This is a genomic window from Mycolicibacterium sp. P4_G11 (assembly GCF_056555145.1).
Window position 1 is genome coordinate 478,143 of record NZ_JBFUJW010000001.1, and the last position, 19,224, is coordinate 497,366.

Sequence of the window (19,224 nt, forward strand, 5' to 3'; positions counted from 1 at the left end):
GAATTCGGCAGGAAGAAACGCTATGCCACAAGGACAACCGTCGGCCGTCCCCAACGACGGGCTGACCACCAAAGCGCGCCGCAACGCGCCGATCCTGGCGGTGCACACCGGCCCGGGCAAGGGGAAGTCCACCGCGGCCTTCGGCATGGCGCTGCGCGCCTGGAACCAGGGCTTCGACGTCGCGGTGTTCCAGTTCGTCAAGAGCGCCAAATGGAAGGTCGGGGAAGAAGCGGCGTTCCAGGCGCTCGGCCGGCTGCACGACGAGCAGGGCGTCGGGGGAGCAGTGCAGTGGCACAAGATGGGCTCGGGCTGGTCGTGGACCCGCAGGCAGGGCTCCGATGAGGACCACGCCGCCGCGGCCGTCGAAGGCTGGGCCGAGATTTCACGCCGGCTGGCTGCAGAGCAGCACGACTTCTACGTCCTCGACGAGTTCACCTATCCGCTCAAGTGGGGCTGGTTGAACATCGACGAGGTGGTGTCGACGCTGACCTCCCGCCCCGGCACCCAGCACGTGGTGATCACCGGCCGCGACGCCCCGCCGCAGCTCCTCGACGCCGCCGACCTGGTGACCGAGATGACCAAGGTCAAGCACCCGATGGACGCCGGCCGCAAGGGCCAGCGCGGCATCGAGTGGTGAGTGTGGTGTGACCGCTCCCGTACCCGCAGTGGTGATCGCGGCGCCCGCGTCGGGCAGCGGCAAGACGACTGTGGCCACCGGCCTGATGGGTGCGCTGCGCCGCGGCGGGCACCGGGTCAGCGCAGCCAAGGTCGGACCGGACTTCATCGACCCCGGTTACCACGCGCTGGCCACCGGCCGGCCTGGCCGCAACCTGGACCCGGTCCTCGTCGGTGACGACCTGATCGGCCCGCTCTACCGGCACGGCAGCGCGGGCGCCGACATCGCCGTCATCGAGGGCGTCATGGGCCTGTTCGACGGGCGCATCACCGATCAGCCGATGTCCCCGGCGCCGGGATCGACGGCCCACGTCGCCGGGCTGCTCGGTGCGCCGGTGGTGCTGGTCGTCGACGCGCGCGGCCAGAGCCAGAGCATTGCCGCTCTGCTGCACGGCTTTTCGACGTTCGACCGGGCGGTGCGGATCGCCGGGGTGATCCTCAACAAGGTGGGATCACCGCGGCATGAACAGGTCCTGCGTCAGGCCTGTGAGCAGGCGGGTGTCCCGGTGTTCGGCGCGATCCCGCGCGACAGCGGACTGGAGATTCCGTCCCGGCACCTCGGGCTGGTCACCGCTGTCGAGCACGGCCGCCGGGCGCACGAGGCCGTCGACGTCATGACCGAGCTCGTCGCCCGCCACGTCGATATAGAAGCCATCGTCGGGTGCGCGGGCATCGGGGCGTTGGCGCCGGCATGGGTTCCTGAACTGGAGCCGACATCGAGCGCCACCGCGGCTGTGACAGTAGCTGTGGCCGCCGGCAAGGCCTTCAGCTTCGGGTACGCCGAGCACGCCGAGCTGCTCGGCATGGCCGGTGCCGAGGTCGCGGCCTTCGACCCGCTGACCGACCCGCTGCCGGACGGGACTCGGGCGCTCGTCATCCCCGGCGGTTTCCCCGAGCAGTTCACCGCCGAACTGTCCGCCAATGCCGTTGTCCGGGAACAGATTGCCGCGCTGGCCGCCGCGGGCGCACCGGTCCACGCCGAGTGCGCCGGGCTGACCTACCTGGTCGACGACCTCGACGGGCACCCCATGTGTGGCGTGCTGCCCGGCTCGGCGCGCTTCACCGAGCGGCTCACCCTGGGCTACCGGGACGCTGTCGCGATGGTGGACTCCAGCATGCACGCCGCTGGGGAACGCGTCACCGGCCATGAATTTCACCGCACCACAGTCGAATTCACCGCCGAGCAGCCGCCGGCCTGGGTTTTCCGGGGCGCCGGACAGACCACCGTGCACGACGGGGCCGTCCGCGGCGGCGTGCACGCCGGCTACCTGCACACCCATCCGGCCGCGCACCCGCACTCGGTGCGTCGGTTCGTATCCGCGGCAACTAAACTCGCCGAGTGACTCAGAACGCCTACCTCGTCGGCCTGCGCCTCACCGGTAAGAAGGTCGTGGTCGTGGGCGCCGGCAGCGTCGCCCAGCGCCGCCTGCCGCTGCTGATCTCCAGTGGCGCCGACGTGCACGTCGTCGCGCCCGTCGCCACCCCGGTGGTCGAAGCGCTGGTCGACAACCCCGACGGCACCGGCATCACCCTCACGTCGCGGGAATTCCAGAACGACGACCTCGACGGTGCCTGGTACGTGCTCGCTGCGACCGACGACGAGGCCGTCAACGCCGCGGTGGCCGACGAGGCCGACCGGCGCCACATCTTCTGCGTCCGCGCCGACGCCGGCCTGGAAGGCTCGGCGGTGACCCCGGCGTCCTTCGAGTACGACGGCCTGACGGTCGGCGTGCTCGCCGGCGGCGAGCACCGGCGCTCGGCGACGCTGCGCACCGCCATCCGCGAGGCCCTGCAGCGCGGCGCCATCGGCGACGCCACCGAACCCGACAGCTACAGCGGAGTGGCGCTGGTCGGCGGCGGGCCGGGGGACCCCGAGCTGATCACCGTCCGCGGCCGCCGGCTGTTGGCCCACGCCGACGTGGTGGTCGCCGACCGGCTGGCCCCGCAGGAGCTGCTCGCCGAACTCGGCCCGCACGTCGAGGTGATCGACGCCGCCAAGATTCCCTACGGCCGGGCGATGGCCCAGGACGCCATCAACGCCGTCCTGATCGACCGGGCCAGGGAAGGCAAGTTCGTGGTCCGGCTCAAAGGCGGCGACCCGTTCGTCTTCGCGCGCGGCTATGAAGAGGTGCTGGCATGCGCCGATGCGGGCATTCCGGTGACCGTCGTACCCGGTGTGACCAGTGCCATAGCAGTTCCGGCCCTGGCCGGCGTTCCGGTCACCCACCGGGCGGTGACGCACGAATTTGTGGTGGTCAGCGGCCACGTCGCGCCGGGACACCCGGAATCGTTAGTGAATTGGGACGCACTGGCCGCGATGCGCGGCACCATCGTGCTGCTGATGGCCGTCGAGCGGATCGAACTTTTCGCCAAGGTGCTGCTGCAAGGCGGCCGACCTGCGGAAACACCGGTCCTCGTGGTCCAGCACGGGACGACAGCGGCACAGCAGACGCTGCAGACCACGCTTGCCGACGCGCCGGAAGACATCCGTTCGGAGGGCATCCGACCTCCCGCAATCATCGTGATCGGGGACGTCGCGGCGTTCGCAGGGTTAAAGAAATCTTAAGATTACTGTAAGGTAGCTTTTCATGACGGCTCTCAACGACGCTGAGCGAACCGCCATGGCAAACAGCCGCCGGGAACCGCTCTCCATGCACGTGGGACAAACCGAGGACGAGCGAAAGAGCTGGTATCCAGCTTGGCTGCCGTCGCCCCGCTTCCTTTCCGCAGTCATTGCCATCGGTGGCATGCAGCTGCTCGCCACGATGGACAGCACTGTCGCCATCGTTGCCCTTCCTAAGATTCAGGACGAGCTCGGCCTCTCCGACGCCGGCCGCAGCTGGGTGATCACCGCGTATGTGCTGACCTTCGGTGGTCTGATGCTGCTCGGTGGGCGCCTCGGTGACACCATCGGCCGCAAGCGCACCTTCATCGTCGGTGTCGCGCTCTTCACCATCGCTTCCATCCTCTGCGGCGTTGCCTGGGACGAGACCACCCTGGTCACCGCCCGGCTGCTGCAGGGTGTCGGTTCGGCCATCGCGTCGCCGACCGGCCTGGCGCTCGTCGCCACCACGTTCCCGAAGGGCCCGGCCCGTAACGCCGCGACCGCGATCTTCGCGGCCATGACCGGCGTCGGCTCGGTGATGGGACTCGTGGTCGGCGGTGCCCTCACCGTCTTCTCGTGGCGCTACGCATTCCTGGTGAACGTGCCGATCGGCATCATCATGATCTACCTGGCCCGCACCACCCTGACCGAGACCAACCGCGAGCGCATGAAGCTGGACGCGGCCGGCGCCATCCTGGCGACCCTGGCCTGCACCGCGGCGGTGTTCGGCTTCTCGATGGGCCCGGAGAAGGGCTGGATGTCCCCGCTGACGCTGGGCTCCGGTGCCGCGGCTGCCGTGCTGTTCCTGGCGTTCCTGTTCGTCGAGCGCACCGCCGAGCACCCGGTTGTTCCGTTCAACCTGTTCCGGGACCGCAACCGCGTGGCGACCTTCGCGGCCGTCTTCCTGGCCGGTGGCGTGATGTTCACGCTGACCGTGCTGATCGGCCTGTACGTGCAGGACATCATGGGTTACAGCGCGCTGAAGGCGGGCATCGGCTTCATCCCGTTCGTCATCGCCCTCGGCATCGGGCTGGGTCTGTCCTCGCAGCTGGTGGCGATGTTCTCGCCGCGAGTGCTGGTGATCGCCGGTGGCGTCATGGTGCTCGCCGCGATGATCTACGGCTCCACCCTCAACGGCGGCATCCCGTACTTCCCGAACCTGGTCATCCCGATCACCGTCGGTGGCTTCGGCATCGGCATGATCGTGGTGCCGCTGACCGTGTCGGCCATCGCCGGCGTGGCGCTCAGCGACATCGGCCCGCTCTCGGCCATCGCGCTGATGCTGCAGAACCTCGGTGGCCCGGTGGTGCTGGCCATCATCCAGGCCGTCATCACCTCGCGCACCCTGTACCTGGGCGGGACCACCGGTCCGGTCGCCAAGATGAATGAGGCGCAGCACACCGCCCTCGACCACGGTTACACCTACGGCCTGCTCTGGGTCGCCGCGGTGGCAGTGATCGTCGGTGTGGTGGCACTGTTCATCACCTACACCGCCGACGAAGTCGCGGCGGCGCAGGACACCAAGGAAGCGCTGGACGCGGGAGAGCTTTAAGCCCGCGCAGTTTCTTCCTGGATAATTTCGGCGTGCCTTCGTTCGTCACCCATGCGTCGCTGACGCATGGGTGGCTGCCTTTCACCATCCAGCTGCTGACTTTCGCGGCACTGTGCTGCGCGGTCGGGCGACGGTCTCCGCAATGGCGCGTCAGGCGTCTGCCCGTGGCCTTGGCCGTCGGCGCCGCGTCCGCCGGCGCCCTGTACTGGTACATCACCTCGCTCGGTATCGCCGGTGACCCGGCGCCGGTGGGGCTGTGGATCTGGACGGCGCTCGGCGGGTTCGCCGCCACGGTCCTCATCCTCGGCTGGCGCGGGTCCCACTGGCGGCGCCGCGGAATGGCCTTGGTGGCCGTGCCGCTGTGCGTCGTCTGCGCGCTGCTGATGCTGAATCTGTGGGTCGGCTACTTCCCGACGGCGTACGTGGCGTGGCATAAGTTCACCGTCGGCAAGGTGCCCGACGAGGTCGACCGCTGGACGGTGACGGCCATGCAGCTCAAGGGCATCCGGCCGCCGCGCGGGGTGATGGTGCCGGTCTCGACCAGCTCGCAAGAATCGAATTTCACGCACCGCGCCGAACTCGTCTACCTGCCGCCCGCGTGGTTCGCCAGCAATCCGCCTCCGCCGCTGCCGACGGTCATGATGATCGGCTCGCAGCTGAACACCCCGGCGGATTGGATCTGGGCGGGCAACGCCAAGGCGACGATCGACAACTACGCGGCGGCGCACGGCGGTGAGGCGCCGGTGTTCGTCTTCGCCGACGCCACCGGTTCGTTCAACAACGACACCGAATGCGTCAACGGCAGCCACGGCAACTCGTCGGTCCACCTGACCAAAGAGGTGGTGCCCTACCTGATCTCGAACTTCGGCGTCAGCCCCAAGCCTGAGAACTGGGGCATCGTCGGCTGGTCGATGGGCGGCACCTGCGCGGTGCAGCTGACCACGCGCCATCCCAACCTTTTCAGCGCGTTCGTCGACATCGCCGGCGATCTGAGCCCGAACATCGGCACCAAGGACCAGACCATCGCGCGGCTGTATGGCGGCGACGCAGCCAAATGGGCTGAGTTCGATCCGAGCACCGTGATGCGACAGTACGGCCGCTACCACGGCATCTCCGGCCTGTTCGAGATCCCTGGCACCGCCGCCGCGTGCAATGCACCCGGCCCCGGCGTCCCGCGTGATGCCCGTGCGAACCCCGAGGGCCAGGACATCGCCGCGGGCACTCTCTGCGAGATTGCCCAGCAGCACGGGATCAACGCCGAGGTTCGGGCACTCCTCGGACTGCACGACTGGGGCTTCGCCAACGAGTCATTCGCTGATTCGCTGCCGTGGGTCGCGGGGAAGATCGGGACGCCGAAGGCTGGGAGTGCGCCCGGCACGCCGGCGAGGCCCGACACCCCGGGCCCGACGACTGCGGCCGGCCCGCACGCCGCTCCGAGGCTCTAGCCGGTCGTCATCCTCGCCCGGTGGTCGGGGCTCCAGGTTCCGCTGCTACACATGGCGTATGACGGCTACTGGCGCTCGGACGATGCTCATCGCGACTGTGCTGGCCGCCACTGCGGTCACCGCGTGCCAGCGGCCACCGGCTCCCGGCCCACAGGCAGGTGCGCTGTCGGGGGCCCCGATGCTCAACACCGTCACCGCTGCGGAAGTGGTGAAGGACATGGGCGCGGCGGGCCTGGCCGTGCCCAACCCGCGGGACGTGGCCAAGCAGAAATGTCCAGACATCAGATGCATCGAGGCCATCGAGACGGACACGGTCACGGTGCTGGTGTTCTCCACCACGGGCGCCGCCGCGAGCTACTCCGGCGCCACGCCGAGCACCTTCGAGGCGATGAACATCGTGGTGCAGTTCGGCCCGTCGGTCACCGCGGCGGACAAGAGTGCCTACGAGCGCGTGGTGAACCAGGCGCTGCTCTGAGAGTGACCGCCGACAGCGCGCGAATCTGACCGGCACCCGGCACCGCAGTGCTATGCAGGAGGCATGACTGCCAGGGGGTGCGACGTGGTCGCGGGGACCGAATCATGATGCTGCGCCAAGAGATTTCCGATGCGGTGAGTCCGCTGGGCTGGCGTTTGGTGCTGGGTGCGGTGTACGCCGAGGTGCTGACGTCCGGCCTGGCAGCTGCCGCGGCGCTGGCGGCGGCGGTGGCCGAGGAAACCGGCTCAGAGTCGCAGGGGCACTTGACCATCGATGTACGTGCCGACCGCGTCGTGCTGCGAGTGCGCTCGGCCGAGGGCGTCACGGAGCACGACATCGCGCTGGCGCGGCGCATCTCGGAGTGCCTTGCCGCGCGCGGCGAAACGACCACGCCGGGCGGGGTATCGGTGCAGGCCCTCGAGATCGCGATCGATGCCCTCGACATCCCCGCGGTCCGCCCGTTCTGGCAGGCCGTCACCGGCTATGTGGACGAAGCGGGTCCGTCGGATCTGAGCGGGGGACTCGTCGACCCGACCGGTCGCGGCCCGGCCCTGTGGTTCCAGCAGATGGACGTCCCGCGGCCGCAGCGCAACCGGATCCATCTCGACGTCGACGTTCCGCACGACGAGGCCCCGGCGCGGATCGCGGCGGCGCTGGCCGCGGGCGGTGTGCTGCTCAGTGTCGGGGCGGCCCCCGCTTTCTGGGTGCTCGCCGACGCCGAAGGCAATGAGGTGTGTGTCTGTACCTGGCAGGGCCGCGACTAGGCTGGCCTCCCGTGATCACCCGCATGTCCGAGCTGTTCCTGCGCACCCTGCGCGACGACCCCGCCGACGCCGAAGTGCCGAGCCACAAGCTGCTGATCCGGGCCGGCTACGTCCGCCCGATCGCGCCCGGCCTGTACAGCTGGCTGCCGCTCGGCCTGAAGGTGCTGCGCAAGATCGAGGCCGTCGTCCGCAGTGAGATGAACGCCATCGGCGCCCAGGAGATTCTGTTCCCGGCGCTGCTGCCGCGGGCGCCCTACGAGACCACGGATCGATGGACCGAGTACGGCGACAACCTGTTCCGTCTGCAGGACCGCCGCAAGAACGACTACCTGCTGGGACCCACCCACGAGGAGATGTTCACCCTGACGGTCAAGGGTGAGTACTCGTCGTACAAGGACTTCCCGCTGCGGCTGTACCAAATCCAGACCAAGTACCGCGACGAGGCGCGTCCCCGCGCCGGCATCCTGCGCGGCCGCGAGTTCATCATGAAGGACTCGTACTCGTTCGACATCGACGACAGTGGACTCAAGGACGCCTACGAGGCGCACCGCGAGGCCTACCAGCGCATCTTCGACCGGCTGGCGGTCAAGTACGTCATCGTGTCCGCGGTGTCGGGCGCCATGGGCGGCAGTGCCTCCGAGGAGTTCCTGGCCGAGAGCGAGGTCGGCGAGGACACCTTCGTGCGTTGCGTGCAGTCCGGCTACGCGGCCAACGTCGAAGCTGTCGTCACCGCGGTGCCCGAGTCGCTGCCGATCGACGGCCAGCCCGCGGCCGTCGTGCACGACACTCCCGACGCCCCGACCATCGCCACCCTGGTGGACTGGGCCAACACGGCCGGTCTGGGCCGCGAGATCACCGCCGCCGACACCTTGAAGAACGTGCTGCTGAAGGTGCGTCAGCCGGGTGGCGAGTGGGAACTGCTCGGCATCGGTGTGCCGGGTGACCGCGAGATCGACGAGAAGCGCCTCGGCGCGGCGCTCGAGCCCGCGGAGTACGCGCTGCTCGATGACGCCGATTTCGCCGCCAACCCGTTCCTGGTGAAGGGCTATGTTGGTCCGAAAGCCTTGTTGGACAACGGCATTCGCTTCCTGGTCGACCCGCGGATCGTCGACGGCTCGTCGTGGATCACCGGCGCCGACGCGCCGAACAAGCACATCGTCGGAATGGTCGCGGGCCGTGACTTCGTGGCCGACGGCACCATCGAGGCCGCCGACGTCCGCGACGGCGACCCGTCACCCGACGGTGCCGGGCCGCTGGTGTCGGCCCGCGGCATCGAGATCGGGCACGTCTTCCAGCTGGGCCGCAAGTACACCGACGCGTTCAGCGCCGACGTGCTCGGCGAGAACGGCAAGCCGGTGCGGCTGACCATGGGCTCCTACGGCATCGGGGTGTCGCGCATGGTCGCGGTGATCGCCGAACAGCACCACGACGAGCTCGGGCTGCGCTGGCCGAGTTCCGTCGCGCCTTTTGACGTGCACGTGGTCATCGCGAACAAGGACGCCGAAGCCCGCACCGGCGCGACCGAGCTGGCCGGCCAACTCGACCGGCTCGGCCTCGACGTGCTGTTCGACGACCGCACCGCCTCGCCGGGCGTGAAGTTCAAGGACGCCGAGCTGCTGGGTGTGCCGTGGATCGTCGTGGTCGGCCGCGGCTGGGCCGACGGCACCGTCGAGCTGCGGAACCGGCACACCGGCGAGAAGACCGAGGTTCCGGCAGACGGCGCCGCGGCCGCGATCACGGCAGCACTGGCCGGATAGCCCGACCGCCGAACGGCCAGTTGTTGCACGCGTTCTGCGGAAAAGCCGTGCGATAACTGGCCACTCGGCGCAGTGAGTGGACTACTCGGTGCCGCCGGGGAATGCCACGACGGCCGGCGTCACCCCGAGCACCGCGCGCCACCGTGCGGCCAGCACCGCGCTGTCGGTGAGGGCCTTGACGGCCAGGGTCCGGTCTTCGGTGGTGGTGGCCTGCTCGGCTACCGCGCGCCAGGCGACGGCGGTCTCCTCTTCCATCTGCAGGGCCAGCTTGGCCGCGTCGCCGGGGTTGTTGGCATCGATCGGGAGCTGATAACCCGCGGCGGGCAGTGGCGCCGGCACCGATCGTCCAGCCAGTGCGGTGATGGCGGCTTCGCGGTTCGCCCGATGCTGGGCCATGGCCTGGGCGACCAGATCATTGACGTCCGGTGTGGTGTGCGCCGACACCAGGCCGTAGCCGTAGATGGTGCCGTGCTCGGCCGCGACCGCGTCGTACAGCGCGGCGTCGGCGGGGCTGCCGGGCCGAGTGGGGGTGGGTTGCGGGCTGGTCATGGCGCCTGCCCGGCGAGCGTGACGGTGTGTGCCGCGGTGCAGGCGGCGGCGATCGAGGCCAGCAACCCGGCGCGGTAACCGGATTGACCGGCCGCGGCACGGCCCGTGCTGTCAGCCGCCTGTTCCAGCGCCGCAACGACTTCCTGCGGTGTCGGGGGCGCCGGTGGAGGCGTGGCGCCGGTGGTCGCGGCCGGGGTCGCCGACGTCTCGGTGGTGGACGACGGTGCGGCCGGCGGCGGGCTACCCATCCGGGTGAGTTCGTCGGCCAGTGCCCGGGCATGCGCGTCCCGCAGTGCCGCGACAGCCGTCAGCGCCGCAGCCACCTGGGGCGGCACGCCGGTGGTGGCGGAAGTGGCCAGCTGACTGTCCTTGCGGGCCCGGTCGAGCTCGGCGTTCAGGATGTCCAGGGCGGGATCGCGCTGCGGTGCCGATCCGCAAGCCGACACTGCGCCGCCGAGCAGCGCCAGTGCGGCCGTGCCCAGCAGGACACGCCGTCGGCTGACGGTGGTTTCGGTGTGCGGCACAGCCACATCCTGCCATTGCCGATACCGGCTGCCCGGCACCGTCCGGCTGGATGTTCTCCGGCGCCGCAGCCGCGATTGCCATTCGGCCATGCGCTGCTGGCGTATCGTTGGTACCGGGTTCACCCTTCTGGGGCCCTGTCCGCACAACTCAAGATGAGGAGCTCGCCGTGGCCCGGGACACGCCGGAACAACCGCTGCTACCCAGTCGGTTACCGACCACAGGCCAGGTGCTTGAGCTGCTCAGCAGTGCTTTCGCGGACGCCGGATACGACATCGAGGACGTGCGGGTGGACGCCGCCGCACGCCCCCCGCGGATCGTCGTGGTGGCCGACGGTGACTCGGGTCTGGACCTGGATGCGGTCGCCGACCTGTCGCGCGTCGCAGCCGAGCTGCTGGACCAGGTGACCGCCGATTCCGAGCCCTATGTGCTGGAGGTCACCTCGCCCGGAGTGGAGCGTCCGCTGACCGCGGAGCGGCACTACCGCCGCGCCCGTGGTCGCAAGGTCGAGCTGACCCTGGCCGACGGCAAGTCGCTGACGGGCCGGCTGGGCGAGCACGACGGCAGCGCGATCCAACTGGTCGTCGCCAACCGTGGCGTGCTGTCGGTGACCACCGTCGAGCTCGCGGATATTACGAAAGCTGTTGTACAGGTTGAATTTTCACCACCCAATCGCCGGGAACTGGAGCTGGCGGGTATGACCGGAGAGGGGGCCGAGGGATGAACATCGACATGGCGGCACTACATGCCATCGAGGCGGACAAGGGAATCACGGTCGACGTCGTCGTCGACACCATCAAGACGGCGCTGCTGACTGCCTACCGCCACACCGAAGGGCACGAGCCCGACGCGTACATCGACATCGACCGCAAGTCGGGCATCGTGCGGGTGATCGCGCGTCAGACCGACACCGACGGGACCGTCATCCACGAGTGGGACGACACCCCAGAGGGATTCGGCCGGATCGCGGCGACCACCGCGCGGCAGGTCATCCTGCAGCGGCTGCGCGACGCCGAGAACGAGAAGAACTACGGCGAGTTCTCGGCCCGCGAGGGCGACATCGTCGCCGGCGTGATCCAGCGCGACGCCCGGGCCAACGCCCGCGGCCTCGTGGTGGTCCGGGTCGGCACCGAGGCCAAGGGCTCCGAGGGCGTGATCCCGGCCGCCGAGCAGGTGCCGGGGGAGACCTACGTCCACGGCGACCGGGTGCGCTGCTACGTCGTCGGGGTGGCCCGCGGCGCCCGCGAACCCGTCATCACGCTGTCGCGGACCCACCCGAACCTGGTGCGCAAGCTCTTCTCGCTGGAGGTCCCCGAGATCGCCGACGAGTCGGTGGAGATCGTCGCCGTCGCACGTGAGGCCGGACACCGGTCCAAGATCGCCGTCGCGTCGCGGGTGCCGGGGCTGAACGCCAAGGGCGCCTGCATCGGACCGATGGGTCAGCGCGTGCGCAACGTGATGAGCGAGCTCTCGGGCGAGAAGATCGACATCATCGACTACGACGAGGACCCGGCGAAGTTCGTCGCCAACGCCCTGTCGCCGGCCAAGGTCGTGTCGGTGACGGTGATCGACGAGTTGCAGCGCGCGGCGCGGGTCGTGGTGCCCGATTTCCAGCTGTCGCTGGCGATCGGCAAGGAGGGCCAGAACGCGCGTCTGGCGGCGCGGCTCACCGGTTGGCGTATCGACATCCGCAGCGACGCCGACGGTGCGGGTGCGCCGGCGGGGGGTCGGGAGGCGGACGCCGGCGGCCGGTCGGCAGGCCATGGTGGTGGCCGCGACCGCTGAGGCGAGAACCCGCAGTTACCGGCGGCGTGTCGGGGCCGCGACCGCGATTGAAGTTCAAGGGCCCCGAGACGGTAGACTGCACTGTGATCCAGCGCGAGACTCCGACAGCCCCGGTGCGTACCTGCATCGGCTGCCGGAAACGAGAGCTGGCCGTCGACTTGCTTCGAGTGGCAGCTGTACGCGACGGGGACGGTAAATGCGCCGTCTCGGTCGATTCAGCGGGTAACCTGCCGGGTCGGGGTGCGTGGTTGCACCCCGTTCAGCAGTGCCTCGACGCGGCAGTTCGGCGGCGAGCATTCGCCCGAGCGTTGCGCATCACCGGTTCGCCGGACACCTCTGCGGTCGAAGAGTTCTTCAGTGCCATACCGGCCTGATGGGCCCTGAACACCACAGCAACCAGAACAGGTAGCGAAGAACATGAGCACACCGTGAAGTCCCGATGACCATGCGTCATAGCTAAACCGAGGCGCGGCCTACTACCGCTGACGCCTCACGATGAGGAGAGAAGTGGCAGCAGGTAAGGCACGCGTACACGAGTTGGCCAAAGAACTCGGTGTGACCAGCAAGGAAGTACTCGCTCGGCTGAGCGAACAGGGCGAATTCGTCAAATCTGCGTCCTCCACTGTGGAGGCGCCCGTCGCACGCCGGTTGCGTGAGGCGTTCGGCGGCGGCAAGCCCGCCAAGTCCGAGGCACCGGCCGCGCCTGCGGCCGCCCGGCCGTCGGGTGGCCCGAAGCCCGGCGCACCCAAGCCGGCACCCGTCGCGGCTCCCGCCGCACCTGCACCGGCAGCGCCGGCCGCAGCTCCGGCAGCAGAGGTCGTCGCACCGTCGGCACCCGCCGCCGGTGGACCCAAGCCCGGTGCGCCCAAGCCTGCTGTTCCGCAGCCCCAGGCACCGGCCGCGCCGGAGCCGGCAGCGCCCGCCGCTTCGGCGGCTCCGGCCCAGCCGCGTCCGGCCACCCCGGGTGCCACTCCGGGTCCGCGACCCGGTGCACCCAAGCCGGCCCCGCGGGCTCCGCGCGTCGGCAACAACCCCTTCTCTTCCCAGCAGCCGGTCGACCGGCCGGCACCGCGTCCGCAGGCCGGTCCCGGTGGACCGCGTCCGGGCCCCGGCGCCGGTGGCCCCCGTCCGGGTGGCGGCCCGCGTCCCGGTGTCACGCCGGGCAACATGCCTCCGCGTCCGCCGGGTGCCCGTCCGGGTGCCGTCGGTCGTCCGGGCGGTCCGCGCCCCGGTGGCGGTCCCCGTCCGGGTGGCGGCGCAGGCGGCCCTCGTCCCGGCGGTGCCGGTGGCGGCGGTAACTACCGCGGCGGTGGCGCCGGCGGTGGTGCTGGTGCCGGCGCAGGTGCTGCTGGTGGCTTCCGTGGTCGCCCCGGTGGCGGCGGCGCTCCCGGTGGCGGTGGCCCCGGTGGTGGCGGCGGTCGTCCCGGTCAGCGCGGCGGTGCCGCGGGTGCCTTCGGGCGTCCCGGTGGCGCGCCCCGTCGTGGCCGTAAGTCGAAGCGCGCGAAACGCGCCGAATACGAGAACATGCAGGCCCCGATCGTCGGTGGCGTGCGGTTGCCGCACGGCAACGGCGAGGTCATCCGCCTCGCTCGCGGCGCGTCGCTGAGCGACTTCGCCGAGAAGATCAACGCCAACCCGGCTTCGCTGGTGCAGGCGCTGTTCAACCTGGGCGAGATGGTCACCGCCACCCAGTCGGTGGGCGATGAGACCCTCGAGCTGCTGGGCGGCGAGATGAACTACGTCGTGCAGGTCGTGTCCCCGGAGGACGAGGACCGCGAGCTGCTCGAGTCGTTCGACCTCACCTACGGCGAGGACGCCGGCGACGAGGACGACCTGGCCAGCCGGCCGCCTGTGGTCACCGTCATGGGCCACGTCGACCACGGTAAGACCCGACTGCTGGACACCATCCGTAAGGCGAACGTCCGCGAGGGCGAAGCCGGCGGCATCACCCAGCACATCGGCGCCTACCAGGTGCTGACCGAGCTGGATGGCAACGAGCGTCTGGTGACGTTCATCGACACCCCGGGTCACGAGGCGTTCACCGCCATGCGTGCCCGTGGTGCCAAGGCCACCGACATCGCGATCCTGGTGGTCGCCGCCGACGACGGCGTCATGCCGCAGACGGTGGAGGCCATCAACCACGCTCAGGCCGCTGATGTGCCGATCGTGGTGGCGGTCAACAAGATCGACAAGGAAGGCGCGGATCCGCAGAAGATCCGGGCGCAGCTGACCGAGTACAACCTGGTGGCCGAGGAGTACGGCGGCGACACCATGTTCGTGGACATCTCGGCCAAGCAGGGCACCAACATCGACGGTCTGCTCGAAGCAGTGCTGCTGACCGCGGATGCCTCGCTTGACCTGCGGGCCAACCCCGACATGGAAGCCCAGGGTGTGGCGATCGAGGCGCACCTGGACCGCGGTCGCGGTCCGGTCGCCACGGTGCTGATCCAGCGCGGCACGCTGCGGGTCGGTGACTCGATCGTCGCCGGTGACGCCTACGGCCGCGTCCGTCGCATGGTCGACGAGCACGGTGAGGACGTCCACGAGGCGCTGCCGTCACGTCCGGTCCAGGTGATCGGCTTCACCTCGGTGCCCGGCGCCGGCGACAACCTGCTGGTCGTCGACGAGGACCGCATCGCCCGCCAGATCGCCGACCGGCGCAGCGCGCGCAAGCGCAACGCGCTGGCCGCACGTTCGCGCAAGCGCATCAGCCTGGAAGACCTGGATTCGGCGCTGAAGGAAACCAGCCAGCTGAACCTGATCCTCAAGGGCGACAACTCGGGCACCGTCGAGGCGCTCGAGGAGGCCTTGATGGGCATCCAGATCGACGACGAGGTGGAACTGCGCGTCATCGACCGCGGTGTCGGTGGCGTCACCGAGACGAACGTCAACCTGGCTTCGGCCTCGGACGCGATCATCATCGGCTTCAACGTCCGTGCCGAAGGCAAGGCGACCGAGCTGGCGAACCGCGAGGGTGTCGAGATCCGGTACTACTCGGTGATCTACCAGGCCATCGACGAGATCGAGAGCGCGCTCAAGGGCATGCTCAAGCCGGTCTACGAGGAGAAGGAGCTCGGCCGCGCCGAGATCCGCGCCATCTTCCGGTCGTCGAAGATCGGCAACATCGCTGGTTGCCTCGTGCAGTCGGGCCTCATGCGGCGTAACGCCAAGGCCCGCCTGCTGCGCGACAACATCGTCATCGCCGAGAACCTCACGGTGTCCTCGCTCAAGCGTGAGAAGGACGACGCCACCGAGGTGCGCGAAGGTTACGAATGCGGTCTGACGCTGACCTACAACGACATCAAGGAAGGCGACGTCATCGAGACGTACGAACTCGTCGAGAAGGCTCGTACGTAAGCGATGGCCGATCCAGCACGCGCCAAGCGATTGGCCAAGCGCATCTCGACGATCGTCGCTTCGGCGATCGAGTACGAGATCAAGGATCCGCGGCTCGACGGCGTGACGATCACCGATGCCAAGATGACCGGTGATCTGCACGACGCCACGCTGTACTACACCGTCATCGGGACCAGCCTCGACGAGGAGCCGGACTATGCCGGCGTCGCGGCTGCCCTGGAGAAGGCCAAGGGTGCGTTGCGCACGAGAGTCGGTGCGGGGACCGGAGTTCGCTTCACCCCGACACTGACTTTCGAGCGCGACACCGTGCCCGATGCGGCTCTGAAAATGGAGGAGCTGCTGGCCCGGGCCCGTGCCGCCGACGAGGATGTGGCGCGGATCCGCGAGGGTGCCACGCACGCCGGTGATGCCGATCCGTACCGTGTGGTGGGGGAGAGCGATTCCGAGGACGTAGGTGACGGCGATCGAACCGACGACTGAGATTCGGCCGCAGGGCGCGCGGGTTGACGCGCGCGGTGCGGCCGATCTACTCGGTGCGGTCGACAGCGTCAGCGTGGTCGCCCACGTGTACCCCGACGCCGACACCATCGGGGCGGGCCTCGCGCTCGCATTGGTCCTCAACGAGTGTGGCAAAGACGTGCAGGTCGGCTTCGCCGCACCCGCGGCGGTGCCGGACTCGTTGCAGACCCTGCCCGGCGGGCACCTCTTGGTGCCGCCGGACCAGATGCGCACCGATGCCGACCTGGTGGTCACCGTTGACATCCCGAGTGTGAACCGGCTGGGGTCGTTGGCCAAGCTGGCGGATCCCGGGCGGCAGGTGCTGGTGATCGATCACCACGCCTCGAACCGGCTGTTCGGCTCCGCGAATTACGTTGACCCGTCAGCAGATTCGACCACCATGCTGGTGGCCGAGCTGCTGGACGCCTGGGGCAAGCCGATCGAACTGCCGGTGGCGCACTGCCTGTACGCCGGGCTGACCACCGACACGGGTTCGTTCCGCTGGGCCAGTGCCCGTGCGTACCGGCTCGCGGCGCGACTGCTCGACATCGGCGTCGACAACGCCGCGATCAGTCGTGCGCTCCTGGACACCCATCCGTATTCGTGGCTGCCCATGCTGTCCCGGGTGCTGTCGTCGGCGTGCCTCGTCCCTGATGCCGCTGGCGGCAAGGGCCTGGTGTATGCCGTTGTGCCACACCAGGAGTACGCGGGTGCGCGGTCGGAAGAGGTCGAGAGCATCGTCGACATCGTGCGGACCACATCCGAGGCCGAAGTGGCCGCGGTGCTCAAAGAGATCGAGCCCGGCGGCTGGTCGGTGTCCCTGCGCGCCAAGACCGAGGTCGACGTGTCGGTGCTGGCCAGTTCGTTCGGCGGCGGCGGCCACCGATTCGCGGCAGGCTACTCACCGACCGGAACTGCCGACGACGTCGTCGCGGCCCTCATCGCCGCACTGAGTTAGTGCTGTCCCTCTCCCCGCGAGCGGCCGTGTTTGTACGGCGACATGCCGTGTTTGGCGTGCATTCATGTGCCTCTCACGGCCGACGGGTGTGCGCGTCATGACCACCGGGGTCACCGGTCGGCGCATCGCGGGGCTGGCCTTTCCAGCGCTCGGGGTGCTTGCCGCCGAGCCGATCTATCTCCTGCTGGACACCGCCGTGGTGGGCCGGTTGGGCGCGCTGCCGCTGGCCGGCCTGGCGGTGGGCGGGCTGATCCTGAGCCTGGTCGGTTCGCAGCTGACATTCCTGTCGTACGGCACGACGTCGCGTTCGGCCCGCAGCTTCGGTGCGGGTGACCGCGCCGGTGCGGTCGGGGAGGGTGTTCAGGCCACGTGGCTGGCACTGGCCCTCGGCGTGCTCATCGTGGTTGTGGTGGAGGCGCTGGCGCCGGTATTGCTGACGGCCATTGCCGGCTCTGGTGGCGGCATCGCCGAAACGGCTCTGCCGTGGTTGCGCATCGCGATCCTGGCCGTACCGGCCATCCTGATGTCTCTGGCCGGCAACGGCTGGCTGCGCGGCGTGCAGGACACGGTCCGGCCACTGCGGTATGTGCTTGTCGGCGTGGGTATTTCAGCGGTGCTCTGTCCGCTGCTGGTCTTCGGATGGCTCGGGTTTCCGCGGCTCGGCCTGACGGGCTCGGCGGTGGCGAACCTGATCGGGCAGTGGATCGCCGCGGCGTTGTTCGGGTATGCGCTGCTGTCCGAACGGGTTTCGCTGCGGCTACGGCCCGACGTGCTGCGCGCTCAACTGACCATGGGTCGCGATCTCGTGCTGCGGTCCCTGGCCTTCCAGGTGTGCTTCCTGTCCGCGGGTGCGGTCGCAGCCCGGTTCGGTGCGGCTGCCGTCGCCGCGCATCAGGTGGTGCTGCAGCTGTGGAATTTCCTTGCACTGGTACTGGATTCGTTGGCGATCGCGGCACAGTCGCTGGTCGGCGCGGCTCTCGGGGCGGGGGAGCCGGGTCACGCCAAGACGGTGGCGTGGCGCGTGACGGTGTATTCGGCAGCCGCCGCGGCGGTGCTGGCTGCGGTGTTCGCGCTGGGCTCCGGCGTGCTGCCCGCAGTGTTCACCGCCGACCACGCCGTGCGGGCTCAGATCGGCGTTCCGTGGTGGTTCATGGTGGCCCAATTGCCCATCGCCGGAATCGTTTTCGCGCTCGACGGGGTGCTGCTGGGCGCCGGCGACGCGAAGTTCATGCGCAACGCCACGCTGATCAGCGGGCTCGTCGGCTTCCTGCCACTGATCTGGTTGTCGCTGGCCTTCGGCTGGGGCCTGGCTGGCATCTGGTCCGGGCTGAGCACCTTCCTGGTGCTGCGGCTGGTCTTCGTCGGCTGGCGTGCCCTGTCCGGCCGTTGGCTGTACGAGTCCAGCCCAACGTGAAGTAGATCGCGAGGATCTTGAGATTCTTCGCGATCTACTTCACCTTCGGCGGTTTAGACCTGAGTGCGGCCGCGCTGCATGACGGCGTCGCGGTTGGCGGCGATGTCGTTGCCGCTGGAGGAGTCCATCCACTTGCGGGCCGATGCGGCTTCGATCCACAGCCCGGCGTCGGTCTGCGAGCCGTCGATGCGGTGGTACGAATCCAGCAGCGCGCGCACGGCGTTCTGGTTGTTGCCGACGATCGAGGCCGCGACGCGGCGCGCGGTCGGGAGCAGCTCGTCGTGCGGCACCACCTCGGTGACCAGCCCGGCCCGCAGTGCCTCAGCAGCCGACAGGTAGTCGCCGGTCAAGCTCATCCGGCGGGCCAGTCCGATGCCGGCCTTCTGCGGCAGTCGCACACTCAGGCCCCAGGTCGGCAGCAGCCCGACGCGGGCGTGGGTGTCGGCGAATTTGGCGTTCTCCGAGGCGATCAGGATGTCGCAGTACAGCGCCAGCTCCAGGCCACCGGTGACGGCCGCGCCGTTGATGGCGCCGATCACGGGTTTGGTCATGTTCGGCCACTTCGGCGAGATGTCCGGCAGGTCCGCGCCCTCGCCGAGCTCCTTGAGGTCGAGGCCGGCGCAGAACACCGGATCCGCGCCGGTCAGGATCACCACGTCGACATCGGGATCGGCCTCGGCCTGGCGCAGCGCGCCATAGAAGGCATCGCGAAGCTCGTAGGACAGCGCGTTCCGGGACTTGGGCCGGTTCAGCGTCAGGGTGCGTACCCGGTCGGTGGTGTCGATGAGTAGAACGTCGGTCACGTTGGCTCCTTGCTTGGCGGTCACCCACCGACACCGTAACTTGCGGCCCGAACGGGCTTATCGTG

The 19,224-nt window shown here is 69.3% G+C and carries 18 protein-coding genes; 15 read left to right on the forward strand and 3 right to left on the reverse strand.

Annotation, left to right across the window (positions count from 1 at the left end; genetic code table 11):
* Window positions 1-22 precede the first annotated feature (22 nt).
* The 8 genes from cobO (at window position 23) to AC1U2B_RS02325 (ending at window position 9,273) form a co-directional block, all read left to right on the forward strand.
* The gene (cobO, locus tag AC1U2B_RS02290; RefSeq protein ID WP_480215517.1) at window positions 23-637 is read left to right on the forward strand and encodes a cob(I)yrinic acid a,c-diamide adenosyltransferase; all 615 of its coding nucleotides are present in this window, start codon (window positions 23-25) and stop codon (window positions 635-637) included.
* A gap of 7 nt (window positions 638-644) precedes the next feature.
* A complete protein-coding gene (locus AC1U2B_RS02295) occupies window positions 645-2,018 on the forward strand; it encodes a cobyrinic acid a,c-diamide synthase CobB (RefSeq protein ID WP_480215518.1) in 1,374 nt (457 codons plus the stop codon).
* Window positions 2,015-3,241, forward strand: a complete 1,227-nt coding sequence (gene cobA, locus AC1U2B_RS02300) for a uroporphyrinogen-III C-methyltransferase (protein ID WP_480215519.1) — start codon at window positions 2,015-2,017, stop codon at window positions 3,239-3,241. Before AC1U2B_RS02295 ends, cobA begins: the two co-directional genes overlap by 4 nt.
* Before the next feature lie 55 nt (window positions 3,242-3,296).
* Window positions 3,297-4,832 carry an MFS transporter gene (locus AC1U2B_RS02305; RefSeq protein WP_480215744.1) on the forward strand — a complete coding sequence of 512 codons (1,536 nt, stop codon included), beginning with the start codon at window positions 3,297-3,299 and terminating at the stop codon, window positions 4,830-4,832.
* Between the two features lie 32 nt (window positions 4,833-4,864).
* The gene (locus AC1U2B_RS02310; RefSeq protein ID WP_480215520.1) at window positions 4,865-6,277 is read left to right on the forward strand and encodes an alpha/beta hydrolase; all 1,413 of its coding nucleotides are present in this window, start codon (window positions 4,865-4,867) and stop codon (window positions 6,275-6,277) included.
* Between the two features lie 58 nt (window positions 6,278-6,335).
* On the forward strand, window positions 6,336-6,752 hold the full coding sequence (locus AC1U2B_RS02315) for a hypothetical protein (protein ID WP_480215521.1): 417 nt from the start codon (window positions 6,336-6,338) through the stop codon (window positions 6,750-6,752).
* A gap of 107 nt (window positions 6,753-6,859) precedes the next feature.
* Window positions 6,860-7,516, forward strand: a complete 657-nt coding sequence (locus tag AC1U2B_RS02320) for a 4a-hydroxytetrahydrobiopterin dehydratase family protein (RefSeq protein ID WP_480215745.1) — start codon at window positions 6,860-6,862, stop codon at window positions 7,514-7,516.
* Window positions 7,517-7,527: 11 nt separating this feature from the next.
* Window positions 7,528-9,273 (forward strand): proline--tRNA ligase, encoded by a 1,746-nt coding sequence (locus AC1U2B_RS02325; RefSeq protein WP_043393715.1) that lies wholly within the window; start codon window positions 7,528-7,530, stop codon window positions 9,271-9,273.
* Window positions 9,274-9,354: 81 nt separating this feature from the next.
* Here the strand turns inward: AC1U2B_RS02325 and AC1U2B_RS02330 are convergent, their stop codons facing one another.
* Window positions 9,355-9,822, reverse strand: a complete 468-nt coding sequence (locus AC1U2B_RS02330) for a ferritin-like domain-containing protein (RefSeq protein ID WP_480215522.1) — start codon at window positions 9,820-9,822, stop codon at window positions 9,355-9,357.
* On the reverse strand, window positions 9,819-10,346 hold the full coding sequence (locus tag AC1U2B_RS02335) for a hypothetical protein (RefSeq protein ID WP_480215746.1): 528 nt from the start codon (window positions 10,344-10,346) through the stop codon (window positions 9,819-9,821). The genes AC1U2B_RS02330 and AC1U2B_RS02335 overlap by 4 nt, the downstream gene beginning before the upstream one ends.
* Window positions 10,347-10,513: 167 nt before the next feature.
* Here AC1U2B_RS02335 and rimP point away from each other — a divergent pair, with 167 nt between their 5' ends.
* The 7 genes from rimP to AC1U2B_RS02370 all read left to right on the forward strand — a co-directional run bounded on the left by rimP (window position 10,514) and on the right by AC1U2B_RS02370 (window position 18,356).
* Window positions 10,514-11,068: a ribosome maturation factor RimP gene (rimP, locus tag AC1U2B_RS02340; protein WP_480215523.1), complete on the forward strand. Its 555-nt coding sequence runs from the start codon at window positions 10,514-10,516 to the stop codon at window positions 11,066-11,068.
* Complete coding sequence (gene nusA / locus AC1U2B_RS02345) at window positions 11,065-12,129, forward strand: transcription termination factor NusA (RefSeq protein WP_260939556.1); 1,065 nt, start codon at window positions 11,065-11,067, stop codon at window positions 12,127-12,129. The genes rimP and nusA overlap by 4 nt, the downstream gene beginning before the upstream one ends.
* Before the next feature lie 167 nt (window positions 12,130-12,296).
* The gene (locus AC1U2B_RS02350) at window positions 12,297-12,503 is read left to right on the forward strand and encodes a DUF448 domain-containing protein (protein ID WP_413784737.1); all 207 of its coding nucleotides are present in this window, start codon (window positions 12,297-12,299) and stop codon (window positions 12,501-12,503) included.
* 133 nt (window positions 12,504-12,636) lie between these two features.
* A complete protein-coding gene (gene infB, locus AC1U2B_RS02355; protein WP_197063759.1) occupies window positions 12,637-15,486 on the forward strand; it encodes a translation initiation factor IF-2 in 2,850 nt (949 codons plus the stop codon).
* 3 nt (window positions 15,487-15,489) lie between these two features.
* On the forward strand, window positions 15,490-15,966 hold the full coding sequence (gene rbfA, locus AC1U2B_RS02360) for a 30S ribosome-binding factor RbfA (protein ID WP_071285192.1): 477 nt from the start codon (window positions 15,490-15,492) through the stop codon (window positions 15,964-15,966).
* Window positions 15,941-16,942, forward strand: a complete 1,002-nt coding sequence (locus AC1U2B_RS02365; protein WP_480215524.1) for a DHH family phosphoesterase — start codon at window positions 15,941-15,943, stop codon at window positions 16,940-16,942. Before rbfA ends, AC1U2B_RS02365 begins: the two co-directional genes overlap by 26 nt.
* A gap of 97 nt (window positions 16,943-17,039) precedes the next feature.
* Window positions 17,040-18,356: an MATE family efflux transporter gene (locus tag AC1U2B_RS02370; RefSeq protein ID WP_480215525.1), complete on the forward strand. Its 1,317-nt coding sequence runs from the start codon at window positions 17,040-17,042 to the stop codon at window positions 18,354-18,356.
* A 53-nt stretch (window positions 18,357-18,409) separates the two neighbouring features.
* Here the strand turns inward: AC1U2B_RS02370 and AC1U2B_RS02375 are convergent, their stop codons facing one another.
* The gene (locus AC1U2B_RS02375; protein ID WP_043393984.1) at window positions 18,410-19,159 is read right to left on the reverse strand and encodes an enoyl-CoA hydratase; all 750 of its coding nucleotides are present in this window, start codon (window positions 19,157-19,159) and stop codon (window positions 18,410-18,412) included.
* Window positions 19,160-19,224 lie beyond the last annotated feature (65 nt).

Bases quoted from the DNA above. Each gene is read 5' to 3' on its own strand.
- rbfA (WP_071285192.1), top strand. From the start codon at position 15,490: ATGGCCGATCCAGCACGCGCCAAGCGATTGGCCAAGCGCATCTCGACG.
- nusA (WP_260939556.1), top strand. From the start codon at position 11,065: ATGAACATCGACATGGCGGCACTACATGCCATCGAGGCGGACAAGGGA.
- AC1U2B_RS02320 (WP_480215745.1), top strand. From the start codon at position 6,860: ATGCTGCGCCAAGAGATTTCCGATGCGGTGAGTCCGCTGGGCTGGCGT.
- AC1U2B_RS02370 (WP_480215525.1), top strand. From the start codon at position 17,040: ATGACCACCGGGGTCACCGGTCGGCGCATCGCGGGGCTGGCCTTTCCA.
- AC1U2B_RS02315 (WP_480215521.1), top strand. From the start codon at position 6,336: ATGACGGCTACTGGCGCTCGGACGATGCTCATCGCGACTGTGCTGGCC.
- AC1U2B_RS02330 (WP_480215522.1), bottom strand. From the start codon at position 9,822: ATGACCAGCCCGCAACCCACCCCCACTCGGCCCGGCAGCCCCGCCGAC.
- cobO (WP_480215517.1), top strand. From the start codon at position 23: ATGCCACAAGGACAACCGTCGGCCGTCCCCAACGACGGGCTGACCACC.
- AC1U2B_RS02305 (WP_480215744.1), top strand. From the start codon at position 3,297: ATGGCAAACAGCCGCCGGGAACCGCTCTCCATGCACGTGGGACAAACC.